Origin of the sequence: Nakamurella aerolata, assembly GCF_013002705.1 — a bacterium.
In the GTDB taxonomy this organism is placed as follows: Bacteria; Actinomycetota; Actinomycetes; order Mycobacteriales; family Nakamurellaceae; genus Nakamurella; species Nakamurella aerolata.
Map to the genome: position 1 here is coordinate 490,088 of NZ_JABEND010000003.1, position 24,138 is coordinate 514,225.

The window sequence follows — 24,138 nt, forward strand, 5'->3', positions numbered from 1 at the left end:
CGGTGCCGTCACCGGCGCTCCGGCGGGGTACGCCGGGCGGGTTTCTGGCGCGATTTCTGGAGCCGATCACCCCAACCACCCAGCGCCAGCCCGACGACAACCATCAGCAGGTAGCCGGCGAGCGTCCAACCGAAGCCAAGGCGCAGCCCGCCCAGCAGCCCGGTCTTGCTGTGGTCGAACAGCAGCCTGATCACCCCTTGGCCGCCAACACCAACGCCAACGATGCCGGCGATCAAGATCAGCACTCCCACGATCCGCCTCCACGGTGCTCCCGATTCGTTACGGTACGATCGTATCCATAAGATCGTGGCGGCGGCAAACCCGCACGCCGCCGGGCCGAACAAGGGGAGGCAGCGAGCGTGCCGCGCGTCGTCGATCACCAGCAGCGTCGTCGGGAGATTGCCGCTGCCGTCTGGAAGTTGGCCGCCAGCAAGGGTTTGGAGAGCGTCACCATGCGACAGGTGGCGGCCACCGCCGGGGTGTCGCTGCGGCAGGTGCAGTACTACTTCGGCAACCGTGACCAGCTGCTGCTGCAGAGTCTGCGCCTACTCAACGAGCGCAGCACCGAGTCCGCGCGGGCCCGCATCGAACCCGCGGCAGACTCCATGGGCCCCAAGGAATTGGCCAGGGCGATCCTGCTGGAGAGCATGCCGCTGGATGCCCAACGCCGGGAGCAGCTGTTGGTGCACATCGCCTACTTCGTCCGCGCCCTGTCGGACGATGCCCTCGCCGCCGCGCTGCGGACGCCCGACGGGGTCGACGCCGGCGAGCTGGAGCTGCTGCTGGCCGGCCTCATCGACGAGGGCGCCGCGTCCGGTCCGCTGCCAGCGGGAGCGGCATTGAAGGAGGCAGAGATGTTACTGGCCTTGGCTTTCAGCATCGGCGCCGATACCCTCGCCGGGCTGCGCACCATTGAGCAGGCGCTGGCAACGCTCGACCACCAGCTGGACCGGCTGTTCGGCTGAGCCGGAGAAGAAGGCCGCGGCTGAAAAGGCTGCAGCGGACGGCACTGCGGCCCGGCCCCCGGCCGGATGTTTTACTTGAGACGTATCACGCTGGAGCTGAGCGTGATGCGCACCCGGGCCGAGCAGCCGGCCCAGCGGTGGTGGGGCTCACCGCAACCAACCTCGGCAGTCCGCCGACAACAGTCCCTATCCGAGCATCCGACCGCGGATGCGGCCAGCGGATAGGAGATCAGCATGCCCGCACCGAGCGTTGCCGGCGCAGTGAGGCCGGCATGAGCACCGCCCAGCCGGCGCTGCCGCCGGACCCGGACGCGAGGCACACTCCCACCCCGCAAACGGGCAGCCTTCACCCTGACGGCCGGCGTCCCCACCTCACGCGTGGCCGGCCCGGCGGCGCTGACGCTCCCCCGCACCAGCGGCTGCGGCTGCTGCTGCTGGTGGCCATGGGCGGCACCATCGGTACCGCCGCCAGGGAGTGGCTGTCCATGGTGTTCCCGTTCTCCCGCAACGATTTCGGCTGGACCACATTCGGGATCAACCTGTGCGGCGCCCTTCTGCTCGGGTTGCTGCTGGAACTGCTCGGCCGGCGCGGGGCCGACACCGGCGGGCGCCGCACCGCCCGGCTGTTCGCCGGGACCGGCGTGCTCGGCGGTTTCACCACCTACAGCGCGCTGGCCACCGACAGCGCGTACCTGATCTCCCATCGGCCGGTTGTCGGTCTCGGGTATGCGATCGGCACCGTTGCCGGCGGGTTGCTCGCTGCGGCGCTCGGGATCTGGGCCGGGCGGTTGCGGCTACCACGGCGACGGCAGTCGCAACGACGGTCGGAGTCGGCATGAACCAGCCCTGGGCGCTGCTGGCCGCCGCACTGGCCGGCGGGGCGGGCGCCGCGCTGCGGTTCGCCGTCGACAGCGCGCTCAACACCCTGCGGCGCACCGACTTTCCGATCGCGACGAGTCTTGTCAACCTCACCGGGTCGCTGCTGCTCGGTTTGCTCACCGGCGTGGCGCTGGGGCACGGAAACAGCCCGGCATGGCTCACCATCGCCGGCGGCGGCCTGCTCGGCGGTTACACCACCTTCAGTGCGGCCGCCGTCGAGTCGGTGCGACTGTTGGAGCAGCGGCGTTATCGCGCAGGTGCATTGACCAGCCTCGGCATGCTGATCGCCGGGGTACTCGCCGCCGGGGCCGGGTTGCTGGTCGGCTACTGGCTCCGGGCCGCTTAACCGCCCGCATCGGACCCTCGGCGCCCGGCCGGACCGGGCGACCAGCGGCGGTCTCCCTAGACCGCCGTAGACCGCTCAAGCACCGCAAACCGGACTACGGCAGTTGCACCTCGACCCGAACCTGCTGCGCCGAACCCTGTGCGGGAGCGGCGATCTGCAGGTAGTACGTGCCGGCCGGCAGCGCCGCGGACGTGGGCTGGCCGCAGGTGGGCCAGCGCGGCGTCACCGCCCGACCGGCGGCGTCGAACAGCCGCACCGCCGCGGCGTCCGCGGGTGGATGGGCCGGTTGATTGTCGCGGCAACCGGACACGAACTCCAGCCCGACCGGGCCCGGTTTGCGGATCGGCACCGTGAAGTACTGCGGCCGCCGCGGCTGCACGTCCGTGTCGATCAGCTCCGGAACCGGCTGGGCCGCAGGCAGTTCCGCCGTCATGGTGAGCGCTGTCCACCGTCGCCCGATAGCGGGGGCCAGGGTGGATTCCACCGGAGTGCTCATCGCGACGTGGCCGGGCAAAAACCCGCGGTCACCGGTCAGGCCGACGTCGAAGCTGCAGGCGCTGACGTCGAGGCTGGCGGTGATTCCCGCCCGCTCGCACTGCTGCTGACCGAACTCGGCGGCCTTCGACGGCACCGTCGGCACCGGTGCCGGTGTCGACGACGCGGTCGCCGGCGTCTCGGCGAACAGCCGCTCCTGGTCGCGGGCCCGCCAGTCCGCCACCACCTCGTTGACCCCGCGGACGTTCCCTGACCGGTCGAGCAGGTTGGGGGTGATGGTGGCACCCGGCAGCGACGGCCGCCCGGTGCCGAAAAGTCCGCCCTGCCCTTGGATCTGCGGCAGGAAGGTGACCACCGTCATGCCAAGGTTGGGGTCGGCGATGGCGACGAGCGAGCCGCCGTCCGGCCAGAGCAGCACCGCGTAGCCGGTCTGCTGATCGTTGCCCTGCCAACGCCCCAGTACGGCACCGTTGGCCAACTCCTGCTGGATCATCGGCTGCGGGGCCGGCAGGGTCTTGCCGTCCAACGCTGCCAGCGAGTCGGTGCCAAGCTCGATGGTCTGCGAGCCGGTCCGCACGCCGAGCGCCGAGACGATGGACACCGCACCGGAGTTGGGCAGCGGCACAAAACTCAACTGCACCATGCGTTCAGGGTCGTTGGCCCTGGCGACGAACTGGCCGAGCAGCTGGGTGCTGTATCTGGTGCCGCCCGCGGTGATCAGGTGCGGATCACCGGTGACTCCGCCGGCGAACGGCACCCGCCGGCTGGCCGCATCCACCAGCCCGGCGACGTCGACCCTGGTGGCGGCGACGGCCTGCTCCATCGGCGGCTGCCCACCGCCCACCGGTCGGCCGGAAGAGTCGAAGCGCCCCAACGCTTTTCCGTCCGGCCCGTAGACCAGCCGAACCTTGCCGTCCGGCACCGCAACGGTGTTGCCGGCCGCGTCGTAACCGACGCACACGGTCCCGGTGCGGCAGCCGACCGTTGCACCGTCGGCACCGAACCAATGGAATCCGCCACCGGGGCTGGATTCGGTGTATTCACCGGGGGTGCCGCCCTGGGTGCGGGTGAGCGACCCGAGCTTGATGGAGGCCGCCGGTGTCGGCGCCTTGCCGCTGAGCCCGTCCAACCGGGCAGCCGCCGGGGTGGCCGGCTGCGTCGGCGCTCCGGAGGGGGTGGCCCTGGTAGGCGTCGGCGGAACGGCCGGCGCCGTCGACGGTTCCACCGATGGCACGCCCGCCGACTCCGTCATGCTGGGCGGGGCCACCGAATCCGACGGTGACGGGCTTGCCGTCGGTGCTGGCGGCGCTGTCGAGGTGGTGCAGCCGGACAGCACGGCCACCCCGGCAAGGGCGGCCGTCGTCAGCAACGCCGCCGCGCTCCGGCGGCGCGCCATCCTCACCACGCAATCCTCACCGCGTCGTCCTCTGCCCGTCGTCCTGACCCCAGCCGGTGACTGCACTCGTTGTCGGAACTCCACTGTTGGTACTCAGTTGTCTGAATTGTCGGCGCTCAGTTGTGTGCGTCGTCGTCAGAGCGCGCCACCCAGGCATGGTGCCACCCCAAGATCACCATCCGATCACTCTTGCCGATCGGCGGGGGCGGGCAGCGCCACAGGTGCGGGCCGCGCTATTTGGCGTCGGCGTAGCAGCCGACCGCGACCGGGCGGACCGGGGTGGCGGCGGTACTGCGCGGGAACACCAGCGCCCTGGCCGCATCGGCGGTGCTCCTGGCCAGCTCGCACACCGTCTGCGCCTGCTCGGACGGGCAGTGCAGGATCAGTTCGTCGTGCTGGAAGAACACCAACTCGGCGCCGGGCGCGGCACCCGCCAGCAGCTCGGCCCGCAGCAGCGACAGCCACACCGCAGCCCAGTCCGCCGCTGACGCCTGGACGACGAAGTTGCGGGTGAACCGCCCCCACGAGCGGGCCTGTTCCCTGGCCCGCGGAGTGTCGGCGGCGGTGACGGTGCGCCAAGCCTCCGAGGGCGGCGGGCTGGCCCGCCCCAGCACGCTGTGCACCACGCCGCCGGCCTCGCCGGTGTCGGCGGCGCGCTGCAGCAACGCCATCGACGCCGGATACCTGGCCCGCAGGGTGGCGAGTAGCCGCCCGGCCTCCCCCGAGGTCTGCCCGTACATGGCACCGAGCATGGCCAGCTTGGCGGCTGCCCTGTCACCCCCGAACCCGTCGGCGGCCAGCGCCACGTAGAGATCGTCCTGCCGGCAGATCTGCTGCAGCGCCGGGTCGGCGCTGACGGCGGCGAGCACCCGCGGCTCCAGCTGAGCCGCATCGGCCACCACCAAGGTCCAGCCCGAACGGGCCCGGCCGGCGGCGCGCAAGGCCCTTGGCAGCTGCAGGCCCCCGCCACCGCGGGTGGCCCACCGTCCCGACACCACACCGGCCGGGACGAACTCGGTGTGCAGCCGGCCCTCGACCACCCAGGTGCTCAGCCAGTTCCAGCCGTTCGCGGTGTACAGCCGCGCCAGCTCCTTGTAGGCCAGCAGCGGCGCGATCGCAGGGTGCTCGATCGATTTCAGCACCCAGCTTCTGGTGCTGGTCAGCTCGATCCCGTTGCGGTAGAACGCCTGTCGCAGGTCGGTGGGCGAATCGGGATTCACCCGGCCGCCGAGCGCCGCGGCGACCTGGTCGGCCAGCGCCTGCAGTTTCGCGGGGCGGCCGCCGTGCCGCGGCCGCGGGCCGAGCAGGGCGCTGAGCAATCTGTCGTGCTCGTCGGCGTCCCACGGCATCCCGGCGGCCGACAGCTCCACCGCGGCCAGCGCGCTGGTCGAGTCGGCGGCCACCAACAGCCGCAGCGGCGCCGGCTGGGGCTGCCTGCTGAGCCGGCCGAGTTGATCGCGCAGCGCGGCGCCCAGTCGATCGAGCACGGCATCCGGGCGCTCCGGCTGCGGCCCGGCAGCTGGGGTGTCGAACAGCGCAGGCACCGCGTCGGCGGCCGGCTGCGCGCCGGGGTCGGCCGGTACCGGGGCGCCGGTGGCCCTGGCCACCACGGCGGCGGCCGCCACCGGCACCCCGAACTCGCCGACCCTGCCCTGCAGCAGCCGCTCCGTCATCACGATGTCGTGACATCGGGTGAGCCGGACGCCCGCGCGCAGCAGCGCCGGGTAGTGCCGGTCGGCGCCGTCCAGCACCCAGCGGGGACGCCCGGCGTCGGCGGCCGCCAGCTGCGCCGCGGTCATCACCGTCGGCGAGCCACCGTCGGCGCGGTACGGGGTGCCGTCGGCGCCGAGCGGCTGGACCAGCCAGCGCGGCTGGGCCCGACCGATCCCCGGTGCCGGTTCCGTCCCGGCACCCGCCGCCGGTCCCGTCCCGGCGCCCACCGCCCGCGCCGCGGCGTCCGCCGCTGGTGCCGGCGCCAGTTCGGCTTGCGGTGCTGCACCGGCCCCCGGCGGCAGCGGCACCAGTGCCAGGTACGGCGCCGCGGGGATCGGAGTGTCGGCCACGACGGCGATGCTCCCACTCCGCTCCGTCAGCGGCGGTGCGGCCCCGTCAGCTCGGTGCCGTCAGCGCCGGTCGGGCACCTCCCACTCGACTCCCATCCGGCCTGGTTGCGACAAGTTACTGACGAGTAATAACCTGGAAGCTACTCGTCGGTAACTTGCGGTTCCGCTACCGCCACGCCGGCCACTGCGCCCGAGCAGCACCCGCTAGCACCACCAAACAAGCACCACCAAACAAGCACCACCAACGAGCACCACAAGGCTGGAAGGACAAGGCCATGGGCCACTACAAGGCGAATCTGCGTGATCTGGAGTTCAACCTGTTCGAGGTGTTCGGTGGTGGGCAGCGGATGGGCACCGGCCCGTTCGCCGAGATGGACCCGGACACCGCGCGCGGCGTGCTGCGCGAGCTGACCGACCTGGCGACCGGCCCGCTGGCCGCCTCGTTCACCGACGCCGACCGCAACCCGCCGACGTTCGACCCGCAGAACCACAGCGTGCAGGTACCGGAGAGCTTCAAGAAGAGCTTCGCGGCGATCATGGACGGCCAGTGGTGGCGGCTGGAGCTGACCGACGAGCTCGGGGGCTACGGCGCCCCGCCGTCGCTGCGGTGGGCCTGCGCCGAGCTGATCCTCGGTGCCAACCCCGCCCTGTTCATGTACGCCGCAGGGCCGACCTTCGCGCAGACCCTCTACTACATGGGCACCGACGAGCAGAAGAAGCTCGCCAAGCTGGTGATCGACCAGGGCTGGGGCGCGACCATGGTGCTCACCGAACCGGACGCCGGCTCCGACGTCGGCGCCGGCCGCACCAAGGCGATCCGGCAGCCCGACGGCAGCTGGCATCTCGAGGGTGTCAAGCGGTTCATCACCTCGGGCGACCAGGACATGACCGACAACATCCTGCATCTGGTGCTGGCCCGGCCGGAGGGCCCCGGCGTCGAGACCAAGCCGGGCACCAAGGGGTTGTCGCTGTTCGCGGTGCCGAAGTACCACGTCGATCTGGAGACCGGCGAGCGCGGCGAGCGCAACGGGGTGTTCGTCACCGGCGTCGAACACAAGATGGGGCTGAAGGTTTCGGCCACCTGCGAGCTGTCGTTCGGGCTGGACGGGACGCCCGCCGTCGGCACCCTGGTCGGCGACGTGCACGACGGCATCGCGCAGATGTTCAAGGTGATCGAGTACGCCCGAATGATGGTGGGCACCAAGGCGATCGCGACGCTGTCCACCGGTTACCTGAACGCCCTCGACTACGCCAAGGAGCGGGTGCAGGGCGCGGATCTGACCAGGGCCGCGGACAAGACCGCGCCGCGGGTCAGCATCATCCACCACCCGGACGTGCGGCGGATCCTGATGCGGCAGAAGGCATATGCCGAGGGTCTGCGCGCGGTGTACAGCTACACCGCCGACCTGCAGGACCAGATCTTCGCCGCCACCGCTACCACCGACACCGACGAGCAGTCGGTGGAACTGGCCAAGCGGATCAACGATCTGCTGCTGCCGGTGGTGAAGGGTGTCGGCTCCGAGCGGGCCTACGAGAACCTGGCGTTGTCGCTGCAGACCTTCGGCGGATCCGGGTACACCCAGGACTACCCGATCGAGCAGTACCTGCGGGACGCCAAGATCGACACCCTCTACGAGGGCACCACCGCCATCCAGGCGCAGGACTTCTTCTTCCGCAAGATCCTCAAGGACCGCGGGGTGGCACTGGGTGCCGTCGCCGGCGAGATGCTGGAGTTCTTGCAGCGCAACGGATCAGCGGCCGCCGATGCCGGTGAGGGTGACGGCCGGTTGAAGACCGAGTTCGCGGCGCTGGGCCGTGCGCTGACCGACGTGCAGGGCATGATCGGCACGCTGACCTCGTACGCCACCGGCGCCGCCCAGGATCCGGCCAGCGTGTACAAGGTCGGCGAGCACGCCGTCTCGCTGCTGCTGAGTGTCGGCGACCTGATGATCGGCTATCTGCTGCTGCGGCAGGCCGTCATCGCCCAGGCTGCACTGGACAACGGCGCGACCGGGCCGGACGCCGACTTCTACGCAGGCAAGGTGGCGGTGGCCTCGTGGTTCGCCCGCAACATGCTTCCGGAGCTGACCGGCCGCCGTAAGGTGATCGAAGCTGCGGACACCTCGCTGATGCAGGTACCTGAGTCCGCGTTCTGATCTCCGGAACAACAATCCGCACAGCAAACCGGACAGCAATCCCGAACAGCAAAGGGCGCCCATCGCTGCACAGCGATGGGCGCCCTTTGCTGTTGCGGTGCCGGCGTTCTCGCGTTCTCGTGCCGGACGGGTCCGGCGGGGTTCAGACCTCAGTGACCAACTCGGCGGCACCCACCAACGGCGCGTCGGTGCCGAGCGCCGCCGGCAGCACCGGGATCTGTTTGATCGGTTGCAGCGCAGCGGCTCTGAACTCGGCGATCGCCGGATCGAGGAAGTCGGCGCCGATCTGCGCCACCCCGCCGCCGATCACCAGCACGTCGACGTCGACGGCGGTGGCGAGGCCGGCGAGCGCGGCACCGAGCACCCTGGCGGCGTCGGTGATGGTGGCCCTGGCGATCTCGTCGCCGGCGCGCATCCGCTCGGCGATCTCCGGGAGTTCGATGTCGGGGTCGGCGCCGCTGCGGCGCACATACTCCGCCTCGATCGCCGGTCCGGCGCACACTGCCTCAAGGTGGTCGAAACGTCCACAGCCACAAGGGATTGCCCCGCGGGTGTTGACCAGCAGATGGGCTATTTCACCGGCGGTGCCGTGCCGGCCGAGTAGCAATCTTTCATCGATGATCAATCCACCGCCGACGCCGGTACCCAAGGCGGCCAACAACATCCGCGGGTAACCGCGGCCGGCGCCGCGCCTGGCCTCGGCCAAGGTGGTGACCCGCACGTCGTTCTGCACGGCGACCGAAACGTCGAAAGCAGCCCGGATCGGCCCTGCCACATCGGTGCCGCTCCACCCCGGCAGCGTGTCACCGTCGTGCAGCACCACTCCGTCGTCGGAGATCGCGCCCTTGGCACCCAACCCGACCGCCGCGAACGGGTACTTCTGCCGCACCTGGCCGAGCAGTTCAACGACGGCCGTCATCACGTCAGCGCCAGACCCGGTGCGCGGCGTGTCCCGCCGGAACCGCTCGATCAACGCGCCCGAGTCGTCGAACACCCCTGCGGCGATCTTGGTGCCGCCGATGTCCACACCGATCCGATTCACGTGAGCAAAGTTACTGGTCGTGGCCGTGGCGCCGGAAACCGGCCCGGACCGCCGGTGCCCGAGAATGGTTTCATGCGCAGCTGGCTGACCGATGAGTTCGAGATTTCCGTTCCGGTGCTGTCGGCACCGATGGCGGGAGTCGCCGGCGGCCGGCTGGCCGGCGCCGTGAGTGCGGCCGGCGGAATGGGCCTCATCGGTGTGCACCCCGGTGCCTCGGCCGACTGGCTGGCCGAGCAGATCGGGTCGGCCGCGGCGCCGGGCCGGCCGTTCGGTATCGGCTTCATCGGCTGGGCCCTGTCGGCGGCCGCCCCGGGGCAACCCGACCCTGACGAGCTGCTTCGGGTGGCCATCGACGCCCGTCCCGCGGTGATCAGCATCAGCTTCGGCGAGATCGCCGACCACGTCGGCCCGCTGCACGACGCCGGCATCGCGGTACTGACGCAGGCCGGCAACGTCGACGAGGCGCTGGCCGCCGACGCCGTCGGGGTCGACATCATCGTGGCGCGCGGCGGCGAGGGCGGCGGTCACGGCCGGAACGAGGTGGCGACGCTGCCGCTGCTGCAGGAGGTGCTGGACGCGGTCGACACCCCGGTGCTCGCTGCCGGTGGCATCGGCAACCGGCGCGGGCTGGCCGCCGTGCTGGCGGCGGGCGCGCACGGGGCGCTGGTCGGCTCGGCGTTCCTGGCCTGCCCGGAGGCGGCGAACCCGGCCGAGGCCAAGCAGGCCGTCGTCGAGGCGCGCAGCACCGACACCATCTACTCGCGCATCTTCGATTTGGCGCAGTCGTTGCCGTGGCCGCCGCAGTACGGCGGCCGGGCGCTGCGCAACGAGGTGACCAGGGCCTGGGCCGGCCGGGAGGACGAGCTGGCCCGCGGCGGTCCCGCCGTCGTCGCGCTGGCCGACCAGCTGAAGTCGGCCAGGCAGGCCGGCGATGTGGCCTTCGCCGCGGTCTACGCCGGCCAGGCCGTCGGTCTGGTGGAGTCGGCGCGGTCCGCCGCCGAGGTGGTCGCCGAGTTCGCTGCCGCCGACGAGCTGCTCGCCCGGTTGCGCTGATCGGGGCGATCAGCGCACCGCGCATGGCCTGGCGCGCTCAGCGGAGCGCGGCCGCGGTGGCGTCGTCGGCGGGATAGAACGCCTCGATCTGCAACTCGTCGATGGTGACGTCACCGGCGGTGAGGGTGGTGGTCGTCATGCTGACAAGCGACAGCTCTTTGCCACCGACCAGTACGCGCAGCGGAACCACCACGTCACCGTGCGCGGCTCGGTAGCTCCCGCCCGGCGCTCCAACTCCATCGTCCGCGCCGGCGTACGACCGCAGCTCGGTGAGCAGCTCGCGAAGCCGCGGATCAGCCGTGCGGTCGGCGCGGGCCGCCACCTGGTGCAGCAGGCGAGCGCGCCACTGCGCCAGGTTGCGGATCCGCGGCGCCATGCCCAGCAAAACCGGTGTCGTTCGCGCCACTGCCGCAGCAGCTGCCCGACCGGTTCCGGCGCGGCTGAGGGGGTGTGCGTCGTCATGACCTGATCCTGACCGGCGCGGATGGCTCGCGCCATGACCCGGCAGGTCATCGACACGCCTGCGCCGGCGCGGCCATGGTGGTGGCGCTTCGGACGCTCCGGAGTGACGACGCTCAGAAGGGATACCACCATGGACACCGCAACCAGCCGCACCGATGCCGTCGTCGATGCCTATCTGTCGACATGGAACTGCAGCGATCCCGCGGCCCGCAGCGAGCTGCTCGACCGGTTCTGGACGGAGGATGCCAGCTACGTCGATCCGATGGCCGAGGGCAACGGCCGCGATGCGCTGGCGGCGATCATGTCCGCCGTCGGTCGGCAGTTTCCCGGCTTCACCTTCAGTCTGATCGGAACCCCGGACGCGCACCACCAGCACATTCGCTTCCAATGGGGTTTGGGGGCGGAGGGCGACGAGCCGGTGGTGATCGGATTCGACGTGCTCAGCACCGATACCGACGGCAGGATCGGGCGGGTGATCGGATTTCTCGACAAAGTGCCGTCGTGACGGCACCGTCACACCTCACTCCCGCGGGCTGACGCCGGGCTCGACCGTTGCGGCATCGATCGGGCAGCTCGGGGACGGATCCGACGTTGGCACCGTCGGACTGGTGGACCGTGCCTCTCCGCACTGCACGCCGACAACGCCGGCGAGCACGGCGACCGCGCCGAGACCCTGTACCGCGGTGGGAATCTCGGAGAGCAGCAGCCAGGCGATGGCCACGGCGAACAGCACCTCGCTCAACCCGAGGAACGACGCCACCGTCGACCCCAGCCGCTGCACCGCGAGCACCCCGCTGACGTAGGCGACCGCGGCCGTCACCAGGCCGAGCCAGAGCACCGGCAGCAGCCACGGCAGCGAGTGCCCGGCCATGGTCACCGGGGTGGTGCCGGCCGTCAACGGCAGCAGCCCGGTGACCCCGGCGAGCGCCACCGCGGGGACGCCGACCACCATGCCGCCGGTGACCACCAGCAGCGGCGGCAGCTGCGGATCGATGCGTCCGGCCAACAGGTAGTAGGCGGCCAGCCCGATCGCGGCGCCGAAGGCCCAGAGCAGTCCGGTCACCGAGATCGACCCGGCGCCGGCGCCGGCGAAGGGATCGATCACCAGCACCAGCCCGGCCAGCGCCACCGCCGCACCGACCAGGGTGAGCGCCGCCGGGCGACTGCGCCGCACCGCCCATTGCCAGAGCACCACCAACACGATGCCCGAGTACTCCACCAGCAGCGCCACCCCGACCGGCAGCTGGCTGATCGCCGCGAAATAGCAGATCTGCATGCCGGCAACGGCCAGCACCCCGAACACCACCAGCCGGCCGACGGCGCCGCGGGCCGGCCGGATCCGGCCGCGCAGCAGCCACAGCGTCGGCAGCAGCAGCGCGGCCGCGGCCAGTCCGATCCGCACCAGCACCACCGCCCCCGGCGACCAACCGGATTGCAGCAGCGGCTTGGCCGCCGGCCCTGAACTGCCGAAGCTGAGCCCGGCCAGCAGCCCGAGACCGACGCCCGCCGCCGTGCGCTGATCGGCCATCCACCCAACTCCCGTCATGATCGAAAGTGATTATGCTCGTGACGATAGAGAGGTGGCTGGTCATGGGTCAAGAGCTGTTCGGTCATGACACCGAGTTCAACCTGCAGTTCGCGGCCGCGTTGGTGAACACCGCACCGAGCAGCGGGCAGGGCGGGGCGCGTGGCCCCGGCGGCGCCGGCCGCTCCGGCGGTCATGGGGTTGACCTGCTGGCCTCGCAGGACGAGCTCGACGCGTTCTGCGACCGCTGGGAAGTGACCGGCAGCCGGACCCACGACGCCGCCGAACTGCTTGCGGTGCAACGGCTGCGGCCGGCGCTGCGCGAGGCCTGGTCGCTGGACCGGGACGAGCTGGCCGGGTGGATCAACAACATGCTGCACCGGCACCGAGCGCTGCCGCAGCTGGTCAGGCACGACGGTTGGGACTACCACTTCCACGCCACCGACGCCGACCGCCCTGTTGCCGTCCGCTCGGCACTGGACGTGGCGATGGCGCTGGCCGAGCTGGTGCGGGCAGGCGCCCAGGACCGACTGCGGGTCTGCGACGCCGGCGACTGCGACGACGTGTTCGTCGACCTGTCGAAGAATGCCGCACGCCGCTTCTGCTCCACCCGCTGCGGCAACCGGATGGCGGCGGCCCAGTCGCGGGCCCGCCGGCGCGCGGGCTGACCGTCCCGTCGCCGGGCGGCCGTGGTCAGCGCTCAATACTTTTCGATAAACCGTTCTGCGTATCGAGAACTATCTGGCCGGCGGCGTTGGCTCGGGGGTTGGCTCGGCGTTGGCTCGGGGGTTGGCGCGGCACCGTCGGGTCGGCGCCGGCGGTGCTGCTGCTACTCAGACCCAGAGATACCCAGACCCAGAGATACCTAGAGATACAGTCCGGTGCCGCCCTGCCCCGAGTCGCTGGCGACGGCGTGCAGGTCGCGTTCGCGGAGGACCAGGTAGGTCTCGCCGCCGACCTCCACCTCGTACTGGTCGCCGGGCGAGAATAGCGCCTGGTCGCCGACCTTGACGCTGCGCACGTGCTGCCCGACGCCGGCGACCTCGCCCCAGACGAGTCGCTTGCCGACCTCGGCGGTGGCCGGGATCAGAATGCCGCCGCGACTGGTGCGCTCGCCGGCCTGGCCGGGGCGAATCATGATGCGGTCGTGCAACATCTGGATGGCGCGCGGGGATTCAGGCACCGGGCCAGGGTAGAGGGACGGCCGCCGTGCGCTCCGCGCGGATCACGGCGGGCGGATCACGGCGGGTTGGCCCTGGCTGACGACACCCGGGCTGGCGACACCCGGGCTCAAGACATGGAATGACCCCGGATCGCTACCAGGTCGGGGTCCGGCAGCGGTCCGGGGTCATTGGGTATGTCGCTATAGGGGGCCGATTCGTTACAGGAATCGTGAAGATTCATGGAATTTCTCTGGCCCGATTCGCCGGTAAGGCTCTGACCTGCACCGATGGGAGTGCTGGTGCCAGAAACTGGCGGAGACTACCGGCAGCGACCGAAGGATCCGGTGGATCCGAGATGGAGTTTGTTGGCCCGGGGCGCAGGCCGCCGGGCTGCATCCGGCGCCGGGACGCGGTGGGCGTCAGCGGCGGCCGAATGCCGGCGATCCAGCGATTTAGCGCAGGACCTGACGCTGGGCGAACACCGTCAGTTCGTCCCGCATGGCCGGGCTGGCGTTGCGCAGGGCGCGGTCGAGCTCGCGGCGGTTGCGGTGGGACTCACGGCGGCTGGCGATGGCCTTCGCGAGGCGGTTCATGATGATTGCTCCCTCTTCCGACACGCAGATCCGGAAGCCCGCTGACCCGGGCGCGACGATCGAATCTTTCGTGACCAGTCCACTGTATCGAATCAGTCGCCACTCGGCGCCCAATTCTCCGGTGAAACCGGACACATCCCGGAGATCATCCGGCAGTGTCACCGGTGCTAACCGGACGATCGACGGCTTTGTTCCCCACGACGTCGATGTCCGCGGCGGCCGGGGCGCCCGTAGCCATCGGCGCCGGCCGGTGCTCGCCGGCACCCGGACGCGCTCGCTCGAACCCCGTCCCATCCGCTGCCGGACCAGGCCCGGCGTAGGAACCGTTCCCAGCGCGGGAACCGTTCGAAGCACACTCTTCGTTGCGGCTGTGCCGCGGCAAGCAGGGCGACCGGAGGTGGCCGACAAGCGGGGCCACCTGCATAGCCGGAGCCGGAACCGTTCGCGGCCGCGCCCCCGACAGTCACCGGCCGACCGTCACCGGCCGACCGTCACAGCCGCACGAACCAGAAACACAGATCAGAAATACAGATCAGACAGCGGAACCAGACAGCCGCAGGTACCCGACAACCTGAGGTACCCGACGTGACCGATGAGAAGGAAACCCACGTGTCCATGCCCCGCCGCTCCAGCGCCACCCGCTCCGCAACCACCAGACGGTCAGCGCTGGTGGTGCTCGTCATGGTCGTCCTTGCGTCCCTGCTGGGCACGCCGACCGCCGCGGCCGAGCGGCCGGTGACATCAGTGCCCGGCCCGGCTCAGCGACCGCCCGCGGTGGTCTTCGACAGCGACATGGACTTCGACGACGCATCGACGCTGGCCCTGCTGTGCAATCTCGATCTGCAGGGACGCCTTGACCTGCGCGCCGTCACCATCACCGGCAACGGCATGGGTCTCCCGGGCCGCGCCGAGGTGCACGCCGCCACCATCCTGCGCCGCTGCGGCCTTCCCACGGTGCCGATCGGTACCGCGAACCCGGCACCGAGCCCAGGCGGCAACACTGTTTCCCCCGACAGCCGCGTGCGTTTCGAGCGGGTCTTGACCGATGCCCTCGGTGACGCCGCGGCAACCTCCGGGCCGTTGCCCGCGGCCGACCAGTTGGTCCGCCAGGTCGTCGCCGAGAGCCGCGGGAGAGTGACCATTCTGGCGACCGGCCCGCTGACCACCCCGGCCAGGCTGCTCACCGACCCGCGCATCCGCGCCCGGATCGACCGGGTCGTTGCGATGGGTGGCGCCTTTGACGTGCCAGTCAACATCTTCGGCCCGAGGGCGGCCGGCTTCGACAAGAGCCAGGAGGTCAACATCTGGCTCGACCCGCGCGCCGCCGCCACCGTGAATGCTGCCGCCCGACCCGGACAGCTGACGTTCATCCCGCTGGACGCCACCGACAGCGTGCCGGTGAGTTCGGACCTCATCGAGCGGCTCCCCCGCACGCCGGCCGGGAACATCGTGCGCGACATCATGCAGCACCCGAGCATGCCGGCGATGATCGCCACCGGAGCGCTGTACTGGTGGGACCCGCTCGCCGCGCTCAGCCTTGTACAGCCCGAGCTGGTGCGGACCACCGCCGGCGCCGTTCACGTCACCGTTGCCGGGCCTGCGGCGGGTCGCACCAGCTGGGCCGCGAAGGGTCCGCGGCGTTCAGTGGCAAGCGGAGCCGACCGCGCAGCTTTCGAGCAAGCGTTCCTCGCCGCCCTGGCCTGAGCCGGGGTCGGCGCCCCGGCGCGCGCTCCGGATCGCCAGCAGCAGCACCAGCAGGCCGGCAGCGGGCAGCACGGCGCCGAGCGCGATCGGCGAGCGATAGCCCCATCCGATACCGATGCCGACCCCGCCGAGCCACGCACCGACGGCATTGCCGACGTTGAACGCGGCGATGTTCGCCCCGGACACCAGCGTCGGCGCCTGCCCGGCGAACTGCATGATGCGCATCTGCAGCCCTGGCACCGTCGCAAAGGCGAAGAAGCCCATCGCGATCAGCCAGATCAGCGCCAACACCTTGATGTGCGCGGTCAGCGCGAAGAGCACCATCACCACGGCAAGGGCGAGCAGCGCCGTCACCACCGTCCGGTCCGGGTTGCGGTCGGCGCCGCGGCCCGGCTGGAGGATCGCGGACTGCTGCGTCGCTACCTGTGCCCGGACGACCGCAGGGGCATCTACACCGAGGTCACCCCGGCCGGCTGCGAGCTACTCGCCAAGGCCCGCCCCGATCACGATCGAGTGCTGGCCGACGCGCTGGACGCGGCCGCCGAGGTGCCGGAACTGGCCGATCTGGCCGGCCGGCTGGACGCTCCCCTCGCCCGCTGAGCATCCCTGGGCAGCAGCTCGGTCGGCGCAAACCCGTTGCGCGGGCTTGGGTGTGCGCTCTACGGTGAGGCCCATGAGATCACGGTCCATCACCACGACGACGCCCGATCCGGGCGCCGTCTGACCTGCCACCTTCTCTCCCCCCCGACGGCTCCGGGAACACCGGATGTCCGTCGGCGCTCTCGCTCCGGCTCGGCGGCCGGCCGTTCCCCCGCCGTCCCGACCGGAACGGAAGCACCATGAAACCCTGTTCACCGCAATCCCCGGCATCGAGCGCTCCCGCGCCGAACTCTGCTGCGCCGAACTCTTCTGCGCCGGACTCTTCTGCAGAGAGCTTGCCCGCGCCGGACTCAGCTGGCCCGGTCTCACCAGGGCCGGACGCACTTGGGCCGGACGCACTTGGGCCGGACGCATCTCGGCCTAGATCGGTTGCGCCGCAACCCGTTTCGGCACATGAGCTGGGGCGGTCCCTCGACCTGTTCGACACCGACGCCAGGGTGGGCCCCGGCCTTCCGCTGTGGCTGCCGGACGGCGCCATCGTCAGGGGCGAGCTGCAGCGGCTGGCCGACGAGGAAGCCGCCGCCAGCGGCGCGCAACAGGTGTACACCCCCGCACTGGCCAAGGCCGAACTGTTCGAGACCTCAGGGCATCTGGCCAAGTTCGGGCCAGAGATGTACCCGCCGATGCAGGTCGGCGGCGAGCGATACCTGTTGCGCCCGGCCAATTGTCCGCACCATGCCATGGTGTTCGCGGCGCGTCCGCACAGCTATCGCGAGCTGCCGATCCGCTACCACGAGGTGGGCGCGATGTTCCGCAACGAACTGTCCGGAGTACTCGCCGGCCTCACCAGGGTCCGGCAGATCAACCTGGACGACACCCACGTCTTCGCCCGGTTGGACCAGCTGGAGGACGAGGTGGTTGCCGGGCTGCAATCGGTCCGGCGGGTGCACGCGGCGTTGGGTTTCGACAAGTGCGAGTACCGATTGTCACTGCCCGCCAACGACTCTGAGATACTCGGCGAGCCGCAGCAGTGGCGTCGAGCCGGTGCGGCGCTGGCCACCGCGCTGGACCGGATCGGGGTGCCCTACCACCGGGCGGAGGGCGAGGCTGCCTTCTACGGCCCGAAGATCGACGTCCAGCTGATCCTCGATTCCGGGCCAGGGTCCAGCTCCGGTGCCGGAGCCGGTGCTGGCGCTGGTGCTGGTGCTGGTGCTGGCGCCGGAGCTTGTGTTGGTGTTGGTGGTGATGCTGATGCGGATGCGGATGCGGATGCAGGCGCGGACACTGACATGGACGTCGACGACCGCGCATCCGACCCTGCCGAACGGCAGGCCAGGGTCACCGAGACCGTCGCCACCGTTCAGGTGGATTTTGTTCAACCGCAACGGTTTCGGCTCGGCTACGTGGGGCCGGACGGCACCGAACACCGGCCGGTGATGGTGCACCGCGGCGTGGTCGGCTCGATGGAGCGGGTGCTCGCGCTGCTGCTGCAGGTGCACTCCGGACGGCTCCCGTTCTGGCTGAACCCGCACCAGCTGGTGGTGCTGCCGGTCGCCGGGAGCGGCGCTTCCGGCGACGAAGCGGGGCGCGCCGCGGCCCAGCTGGCCGATCGATGCGCGCCGGCGCGAGCGGACGTCGTCATCGACGGCTCGCTCGGGCACCGGATCCGCGCGGCCCGGGAGCGACGTGCCGGGCTGATCGCCGTCATCGGCCCGCGCGAAGCGGCCGACGGCACCGTCGACGTGCTCGACCCGAGCGACGGGCAGCGCCGGACCGTCGCGGCGGCGGCGCTGGCCGCGGTACTACGCCGCGCCATCGCCGAGCGGCGGCCACCGCGGTGGGAACAGTGAGCATCGGGCCCCGCAGCTGCGAGCACAGCGAGACCGGCACCCTGCGAGCCCAGCGGGCCCGCACCTCTGCGAGGCAGGCGCACCCGATAAGCACAGATGTGGCGCCGACGCCGTGCCCGGGTTCGCGGTGGAAAAGATCGGCAGCTCGAATCGCGTTTGCCCAGGTCGCGTTCTGCGGGATCGGATCGAGACGCAACTTTTGCTCGCCGTCCTGCCGCCGCCGTTCTCATCGTAGCCCAGTGGTTCCCCAGTGGACACGCGACCGAGCCGTGCTCGCGGCCGCGGTCGCGGCGACGCTGATTCGTGGCTCGGCGCCGCGGACCCACTCAGGCGTCCCAGTCGCGCGCCACCTCGGGGCCACTTCGCTACGCCGCAGCGGCAAAATAGGTGTCTCGATCCACATTTCTCGGACCCCACCTGGGCAAACGTCATTCGAGACGCCGTTTTTGCCACTCCCGGCGTCCGGTGTCAGGCTGCCGTCCCACGCGCCACCCACTCCGGGGTTGACAATTCGCCACCTAATCTAAGAGTCTTTAGAACATGAGCACCACGCCGCCGGACGGATCGCCGCCGGACAACGCCGGCTCCAACGGCACCGCACCCGATAACCCGCCGCCCAACAGCACAGCACCCGAAAACGCCGGCTCCAACAGCACAGCGCCCAACAGGACCGCGTCCCCAAACGCGGCACCCCAGAGCGCCGGTGCACAGCACAAGCCCGGTAGCTGGGGCGAGTTGTTCTCGGCGCCATACCGGCTGGCGGTGATCGTGCTGGCCGGCGGGGTGCTGCTGTACGCCATGAACGTGTACCTCACCGCCGCGCTGTTGCCGAGCGCGGTGGCCGACCTCGGTGATCAACAGCTGTACGCGTGGGTGTTGACGGTCTTCCTGCTGGCGTCGGTGATCGCGTCGCTGTTCGTCAGCCGGCTGATCGCCGACGTCGGACCACGCACCGCCTATCTGATCGGTTTCGGATTGTTCGGGCTCGGCTCGCTGATCTCCGCCGTGGCCCCGACCATGCCGATCATGTTGGGTGGCCGCGCCATTCAGGGCCTGGGCGGCGGGCTGTTGGCCGGCCTCGGGTTCGCGGTGATCCGCCGGGCGGTGCCGGAGCATCTGATCACCCGCAGCCTCGGAGTGTCGTCGGCGATGTGGGGCGTCGGCAACCTGGTCGGCCCGTCGATCGGTGGCCTGTTCGCACAACTCGGCTGGTGGCGCTGGGCCATGGCACTGCTGGTGCTGCTGGCCATCGGCCTTGGCTGGATGGCGGCCAAGCGGATGCCGGGGCACCAGCGCGGCGAAAAGGGGCCGGCCATCCCCGGTCTCGCGCTGCTGCTGGTGTCCGCAGCGGCCACCGCGATCAGCATCGCCGGCGTCATCGACGGCGTCTGGGTCGGGATCTTGTTGGCCGCCGGAGTGCTGATGCTGGTGGCTTTCGTGCTGCGCGAACGCACCGCCACCGTGCGAGTGTTGCCCGGAATCACCTATCAGCGCGGCAATCCGCTGAAATGGGTGTACCTGAGCCTGGCGATCCTGGCGGTGGTCTCGACCTCGGAGGGCTTCATTCCGCTGTTCGGACAGGAGCTCGGTGGTCTCGGGCCGCTGCTGGCCGGCTTCCTCGGTGCCGCGCTCTCCTGGGGCTGGACGATCGGCGCGCTCGGCACCAGCGGTCTGATCACCGAACGGGCTCAGGGCCGCGCCCGGCTCATCGGTCCGATCGTGCTCGGGCTCGGCATCGCGGGCTATGCGGCGCTGCAACTGCACGATCCGTCGTGGTGGGTGATCGGTGGCTGGGCGCTGGCGTTGGTGGTGGCCGGGTGCGGTATCGGTGTCGCCTTCCAGCAGGGCGCGGCGTCGGCCATCAAGGCGACCGACGACGCCGCGGAGGCCACCAGAGCCGCAACCGGAGTCAGCACCGTCCAGCTGATGTCGAATGCGCTCGGCACCGCCGTCGCCGGGGTGCTGGTCGCCCGTGGCGGTGACGATGTGCTCGCCTCCGCGCGGCTGCTGCTCTGGCCGTTCGCGGCGCTGGCATTGGCCGGCGCGCTCACCGCATGGGCCGCCAACCGCAGCATCGCCAAGCTCACCGGCAGCAAGCGGCACCCGGCGGAGCCGGCGTTGGCAGGTGACCGGGCATGACGGGCGCCGGCGGCAACGAGTTCGTGGAACAGCCCATCTACCAACAGCTCTCGCGCATCGCGAAGGCGATGTCCAACCCGGGCCGGCTGCGGCTGCTCGACCTGCTCGACACCACCGCCGAGCTCACCGTCGAGGAGCTGTCGGCAGCGTCCGGGATCGCGCTGAAGAACACGTCGGCGCAGCTGCAAGACCTGCGCGCCAACGGATTGGTGGTCGCCCGCCGCGACGGCGTGCGAATGTTCTACCGGTTGGCCGGCCCGGCGGTGTCGGAGTTTCTCGGCCGCTACCAACGGTTTGCGGCCGATTCACTGGCCGATCTGCGCGCCGAGATCCAGAGCTACCTCGGCGGTGCCGGGCAATGGGACCCGGTCGGTCCGGACGAGCTGGCGCGGCTGCGCGAGCAGGGCGTGCTGCTGGTGGACGTGCGCAGCGCCGACGACTACGCACACGGTCACATCCCGGGTGCGGTGTCGCTGCCACTGAGCGAGCTCACCGACCGGCTGACGGAGTTACCGGCCGACACCGAGGTGGTCGCCTACTGCCAGGGACCGTACTGCGTCGCGTCACCACGAGCGGCACAAACGCTGGCCGACAACGGTTTTCGGGTGCGCACGCTGGACGGCGGCTACGCCGCCTGGGTCCGGCTGCACGGACGCACGGCGGCCGCCTGCGAGTAGCTCGATGACTCGCAGGCGGCCGCCGGTGCAGTAGCTGCGCTGGTCAGCTCAGCTGGTCCAGGTGATCGGCTTACCGTCGAAGTCGTCGTACGGGGTGTCGTTGGGCTCGTAGCTGACGCCGGTGACCTTCTCACCCTTGGGCGCGCCGTACAGCGCACAACCGGTGACCTTCTCACCGACGGTTCCCTTGGCCAGCTTGGTCTTCTCGCACTTGTCGAAGCCCGACATCAGAATGATGTCGGTGGCGGGATCCTTACCGACGAGGCCGTTGTAGAACTGCGAGTTGAACACCTCGAGGTTCTTCTGACTGGTCTTCTGCGACACCAACTCCATGGTCTGGGTCACGTAGAACAGGTCGTACTCCTTGGCATCGTCGCCCAGCTCGAGCGCCTTGACGTCGGCCGCGGACACCGGCTTGATCGAATCGACCGACACCTTGACCACTGCCTCATCGGTCTTCACCCCCCCACCGGCACCGTGGCAGCCTCGCCCAACTTCAACGTGGTGCCCGGCGGGGTGAGACCGTCGGCCCCGCCCGCGTTTCCGGCCGGCGCGCTGGCGTCGGCGCCGCCCGCGCTACTGGCCTCGGCTGACGCCGGAGCGGACGATTCCGATTCCGAGCTCGCCTCCGACGACATCGACTCGGATCCGGCTGCCGGTGCTGATTCCGAAGCCGATTCCGATGCTGATGCTGATGCTGAATCTGATCCCATGGCCGGACCGGACTCCGCTGCCGAATCAACAGCCGAGGCTGCCGCGCCGCCGGCGGCGGACTCGTTGTTTCCGGTGGACGTGCTGGTGGTCGTGGTGCCGGTGTTCGCCGACGAGCCCTGATCACTGTCGCTGCCGCAGGCGGCGGTACCGAGCGCAATCAGGGCGGCAGCCGCGGCCGCCACGGTGCGACGGACAAATCGGGTAGGCATGACGAGTGGTTCCTCTCGAGTTGCCGAGCGGGGTCGGGTCCGCTCGGGCGCCGGTGGTGGCGCGATGAGGGTGCAGTTCCGCGCGGTGCGGGCACCCGAAAACGATTGGCGCGTGGCACATTGCGCGTTGTACGGACGAACAACCGGCAGCCATCAATGGACGCGGCAGCCGGGGGCGGAACCGCACGTCTGCGGTTCAGACCGAGAGCAGCCTGACTGGTATCGGCACCCACCGACGGCCAATCCGCCAGATCCGCCAACGCCCCGTGGCCCATCGATGCCCGATCGGCATCTTCCATTGACGTCCGATCGGTATCTGATGCACGCGGGCCGGTCCGGCACGTCCGCGGGCCGGGCCGGCACATCCGCGCGGCCGGGCTAGAACACCATCGCAAGGCCGGGGTCGGACAACAGCGCGCCGACATCGGCGAGGAACTCGCTGCCCTGCTGGCCGTCGATCACCCTGTGGTCGAACGACAACGCCAGCTGGCACACCTTGCGCACCGCCAGCTGTCCGTCAACCACCCATGGCGCGTCCTTGATGGAGCCCAGCGCCAGAATGGCCGACTCGCCCGGGTTGATGATCGGCGTGCCGGTGTCCACCCCGAACACGCCGACGTTGGTGATGGTGAAGGTGCCGCCGGCCATGGCTGCCGGGCTGGTCCTGCCCTGACGCGCGATGTCGGTCAGCTCGCCGACGGCGGTGGCCAGTTCCAGCAGTGACATCCGTTGTGCCTCAGGCACATTGGGCACCACCAGGCCGCGCGGCGTCGCCGCCGCGATGCCGAGGTTGACGTAGTTCTTGAAGACGATCTCGCCGGACGCCTCGTCCCACACCGAGTTCACCTCAGGGGTGCGCTGCGCCGCGATGCACACGGCCCTGGCGGCGAACGTCAGCGGCGTGACCTTGACGCCGGCAAAGTCCCTGCGGGACTTCAGCTTTTCCCGCAGCCGCATCATCTCGGTGACGTCGACGGTCAGGAACTCGGTGACGTGCGGCGCGGTGAACGCGCTGGCCACCATGGCCTGCGCCGTCATCTTCCGGACGCCCTTGACCGGAACCCGGCGCTCCCGCTCGCCGGCAGCTGCCGCGCCGGGCGGCATGCCGGCGGAGACCGCACCAGCGAGCCCCGCAGGGCTCGATGATGCAGTGCCGGATGACCCAGCACCGGATGACGCGGCTCCTGATGATGCAGCACCGGCGGCGGCTTCCACATCGGCGCGGGTGACAACGCCGCCCGCACCGCTGCCGGCGAGCTCGGCCAGGTCGACGCCGAGATCCTTGGCAAGCTTGCGCACCGGCGGGGTGCTGAGCGGCGCCTGGCTGCGCCGGCCCGCCGTCCCGGCTGCGCCGTCAGCGCCCTCGGCACCGTCAGCACCGGCAGCACCTCCCGGGCCGGCAGCGCCAACGGCCCCGGCGGAGGTGGCTTGGCGGCTGGCCAGCTCGTGACCCGGTTCCCCGTGCGCCGCAGTGGATCTGACGTCTTCCAGCACCGGCGCGGAAGCCCCGACGAACGCCAGGTTCACCGACGAGGTGGGGGCGGGTGCGGCCGCTGCCGCCGCGCCACCGGCGCCATGACCCTTGCGCGGCCGGCGGCGACCGGAGCCGGCCGCCGGGATGTAGCCGACCAGGGTCGCGATGCGACCGTCAGCGGCGACCTCGCCGATCTTCGCGCCGCCCTGGCTCTCTTCGTCCTGCCGGTTCGCGTCCGGACCACCGGCAGCCGGAGCCGCCGCGGACGCACCGGCGGGCACCGCGGCGGCGGCGTCCGGAGCACCGGCGTTCGGGGCACCGGCAGCACCCTGCGGAGCGGCACCGTCGGCGGCCGGGTCGTCACCGGGGAGCGGACCGGCACCGGGGTCGGTGTCGATGGCGATGATCGGGGTGCCGACGGCGATGGTGACGCCGGGCTCGGCCAGCAGCTGGTGCACCCGCCCGGCCCACGGGCTGGGCAATTCCACTGCGGCCTTTGCGGTTTCGATCTCGACGATCACCTGGTTGACGGTGACGTCGTCGCCGACGCCCACCTTCCACTCAAGAATGTCGGCTTCGGTGAGGCCCTCACCCACGTCCGGCAGCGGGAACACCTGCAGTCTGCTCACGGCC

Annotated in this window: 23 protein-coding genes and 1 pseudogene; 13 read left to right on the plus strand and 11 right to left on the minus strand. The window is 70.7% G+C overall.

The annotated features are described in order from the left end of the window. Positions 1-8: 8 nt before the first annotated feature. The gene (locus HKD39_RS08285) at positions 9-251 is read right to left on the minus strand and encodes a hypothetical protein (protein WP_212754225.1); all 243 of its coding nucleotides are present in this window, start codon (positions 249-251) and stop codon (positions 9-11) included. Positions 252-359: 108 nt separating this feature from the next. On the opposite strand from HKD39_RS08285, the gene HKD39_RS20410 reads away from it, so the two are divergent. From HKD39_RS20410 to HKD39_RS08300, 3 genes are all read left to right on the plus strand, one after another. Beyond that, positions 360-965, plus strand: a complete 606-nt coding sequence (locus HKD39_RS20410) for a TetR family transcriptional regulator (protein ID WP_171199354.1) — start codon at positions 360-362, stop codon at positions 963-965. A 272-nt stretch (positions 966-1,237) separates the two neighbouring features. Next, on the plus strand, positions 1,238-1,804 hold the full coding sequence (locus HKD39_RS08295; protein ID WP_171199355.1) for a fluoride efflux transporter FluC: 567 nt from the start codon (positions 1,238-1,240) through the stop codon (positions 1,802-1,804). Beyond that, a complete protein-coding gene (locus HKD39_RS08300; RefSeq protein ID WP_171199356.1) occupies positions 1,801-2,190 on the plus strand; it encodes a fluoride efflux transporter FluC in 390 nt (129 codons plus the stop codon). Before HKD39_RS08295 ends, HKD39_RS08300 begins: the two co-directional genes overlap by 4 nt. Before the next feature lie 94 nt (positions 2,191-2,284). Here the strand turns inward: HKD39_RS08300 and HKD39_RS08305 are convergent, their stop codons facing one another. Both HKD39_RS08305 and HKD39_RS08310 read right to left on the minus strand, forming a co-directional pair. After that, positions 2,285-4,081, minus strand: a complete 1,797-nt coding sequence (locus HKD39_RS08305; RefSeq protein WP_171199357.1) for a hypothetical protein — start codon at positions 4,079-4,081, stop codon at positions 2,285-2,287. A 233-nt stretch (positions 4,082-4,314) separates the two neighbouring features. After that, positions 4,315-6,060: a bifunctional 3'-5' exonuclease/DNA polymerase gene (locus HKD39_RS08310; RefSeq protein WP_425488434.1), complete on the minus strand. Its 1,746-nt coding sequence runs from the start codon at positions 6,058-6,060 to the stop codon at positions 4,315-4,317. A 359-nt stretch (positions 6,061-6,419) separates the two neighbouring features. Between HKD39_RS08310 and HKD39_RS08315 the strand changes: the two genes are divergently transcribed. Next, on the plus strand, positions 6,420-8,300 hold the full coding sequence (locus HKD39_RS08315; protein WP_171199358.1) for an acyl-CoA dehydrogenase: 1,881 nt from the start codon (positions 6,420-6,422) through the stop codon (positions 8,298-8,300). Between the two features lie 142 nt (positions 8,301-8,442). On the opposite strand, the gene HKD39_RS08320 is transcribed toward HKD39_RS08315, so the two are convergent. Beyond that, positions 8,443-9,342, minus strand: coding sequence for an ROK family protein (locus tag HKD39_RS08320; protein ID WP_171199359.1), 900 nt, complete (start codon positions 9,340-9,342; stop codon positions 8,443-8,445). 72 nt (positions 9,343-9,414) lie between these two features. Between HKD39_RS08320 and HKD39_RS08325 the strand changes: the two genes are divergently transcribed. Then, positions 9,415-10,395: an NAD(P)H-dependent flavin oxidoreductase gene (locus tag HKD39_RS08325; protein ID WP_171199360.1), complete on the plus strand. Its 981-nt coding sequence runs from the start codon at positions 9,415-9,417 to the stop codon at positions 10,393-10,395. Between the two features lie 37 nt (positions 10,396-10,432). Here HKD39_RS08325 and HKD39_RS08330 read toward each other — a convergent pair whose 3' ends face one another. Next, positions 10,433-10,771 (minus strand): MmyB family transcriptional regulator, encoded by a 339-nt coding sequence (locus HKD39_RS08330; protein WP_171199361.1) that lies wholly within the window; start codon positions 10,769-10,771, stop codon positions 10,433-10,435. A 216-nt stretch (positions 10,772-10,987) separates the two neighbouring features. On the opposite strand from HKD39_RS08330, the gene HKD39_RS08335 reads away from it, so the two are divergent. Further along, a complete protein-coding gene (locus tag HKD39_RS08335; protein ID WP_171199362.1) occupies positions 10,988-11,362 on the plus strand; it encodes a nuclear transport factor 2 family protein in 375 nt (124 codons plus the stop codon). Positions 11,363-11,377: 15 nt separating this feature from the next. Here HKD39_RS08335 and HKD39_RS08340 read toward each other — a convergent pair whose 3' ends face one another. Beyond that, positions 11,378-12,403 (minus strand): EamA family transporter, encoded by a 1,026-nt coding sequence (locus HKD39_RS08340; RefSeq protein ID WP_171199363.1) that lies wholly within the window; start codon positions 12,401-12,403, stop codon positions 11,378-11,380. Positions 12,404-12,447: 44 nt separating this feature from the next. Here HKD39_RS08340 and HKD39_RS08345 point away from each other — a divergent pair, with 44 nt between their 5' ends. Then, positions 12,448-13,050, plus strand: coding sequence for a CGNR zinc finger domain-containing protein (locus HKD39_RS08345; RefSeq protein ID WP_171199364.1), 603 nt, complete (start codon positions 12,448-12,450; stop codon positions 13,048-13,050). A 197-nt stretch (positions 13,051-13,247) separates the two neighbouring features. Here HKD39_RS08345 and HKD39_RS08350 read toward each other — a convergent pair whose 3' ends face one another. After that, positions 13,248-13,538 carry a GroES family chaperonin gene (locus HKD39_RS08350; protein ID WP_171199466.1) on the minus strand — a complete coding sequence of 97 codons (291 nt, stop codon included), beginning with the start codon at positions 13,536-13,538 and terminating at the stop codon, positions 13,248-13,250. Between the two features lie 459 nt (positions 13,539-13,997). Next, positions 13,998-14,300: a hypothetical protein gene (locus HKD39_RS08355; protein ID WP_171199365.1), complete on the minus strand. Its 303-nt coding sequence runs from the start codon at positions 14,298-14,300 to the stop codon at positions 13,998-14,000. 423 nt (positions 14,301-14,723) lie between these two features. Between HKD39_RS08355 and HKD39_RS08360 the strand changes: the two genes are divergently transcribed. Continuing rightward, entirely contained in the window at positions 14,724-15,842 is a 1,119-nt protein-coding gene (locus tag HKD39_RS08360; protein ID WP_171199366.1) for a nucleoside hydrolase, read from the plus strand. Here HKD39_RS08360 and HKD39_RS08365 read toward each other — a convergent pair. Beyond that, on the minus strand, positions 15,780-16,169 hold the full coding sequence (locus tag HKD39_RS08365; protein ID WP_212754229.1) for an MFS transporter: 390 nt from the start codon (positions 16,167-16,169) through the stop codon (positions 15,780-15,782). The genes HKD39_RS08360 and HKD39_RS08365 overlap by 63 nt on opposite strands. Positions 16,170-16,229: 60 nt before the next feature. Between HKD39_RS08365 and HKD39_RS08370 the strand changes: the two are divergent. From HKD39_RS08370 to HKD39_RS08385, 4 genes and pseudogenes are all read left to right on the plus strand, one after another. Continuing rightward, positions 16,230-16,442: pseudogene (locus HKD39_RS08370) on the plus strand (MarR family transcriptional regulator); the annotation flags it as partial. Between the two features lie 497 nt (positions 16,443-16,939). Continuing rightward, positions 16,940-18,292, plus strand: coding sequence for an aminoacyl--tRNA ligase-related protein (locus tag HKD39_RS08375; protein WP_171199368.1), 1,353 nt, complete (start codon positions 16,940-16,942; stop codon positions 18,290-18,292). 540 nt (positions 18,293-18,832) lie between these two features. Beyond that, the gene (locus HKD39_RS08380; protein ID WP_171199369.1) at positions 18,833-20,431 is read left to right on the plus strand and encodes an MFS transporter; all 1,599 of its coding nucleotides are present in this window, start codon (positions 18,833-18,835) and stop codon (positions 20,429-20,431) included. Further along, positions 20,428-21,108 carry an ArsR/SmtB family transcription factor gene (locus HKD39_RS08385; protein ID WP_171199370.1) on the plus strand — a complete coding sequence of 227 codons (681 nt, stop codon included), beginning with the start codon at positions 20,428-20,430 and terminating at the stop codon, positions 21,106-21,108. Before HKD39_RS08380 ends, HKD39_RS08385 begins: the two co-directional genes overlap by 4 nt. Positions 21,109-21,156: 48 nt before the next feature. On the opposite strand, the gene HKD39_RS08390 is transcribed toward HKD39_RS08385, so the two are convergent. Beyond that, positions 21,157-21,570 carry a hypothetical protein gene (locus HKD39_RS08390; protein WP_171199371.1) on the minus strand — a complete coding sequence of 138 codons (414 nt, stop codon included), beginning with the start codon at positions 21,568-21,570 and terminating at the stop codon, positions 21,157-21,159. 15 nt (positions 21,571-21,585) lie between these two features. Between HKD39_RS08390 and HKD39_RS08395 the strand changes: the two genes are divergently transcribed. Further along, positions 21,586-21,942 (plus strand): hypothetical protein, encoded by a 357-nt coding sequence (locus HKD39_RS08395; RefSeq protein WP_171199372.1) that lies wholly within the window; start codon positions 21,586-21,588, stop codon positions 21,940-21,942. 467 nt (positions 21,943-22,409) lie between these two features. Here the strand turns inward: HKD39_RS08395 and HKD39_RS08400 are convergent, their stop codons facing one another. Further along, positions 22,410-24,134 (minus strand): dihydrolipoamide acetyltransferase family protein, encoded by a 1,725-nt coding sequence (locus HKD39_RS08400; RefSeq protein WP_425488426.1) that lies wholly within the window; start codon positions 24,132-24,134, stop codon positions 22,410-22,412. Between the last annotated feature and the right edge of the window lie 4 nt (positions 24,135-24,138).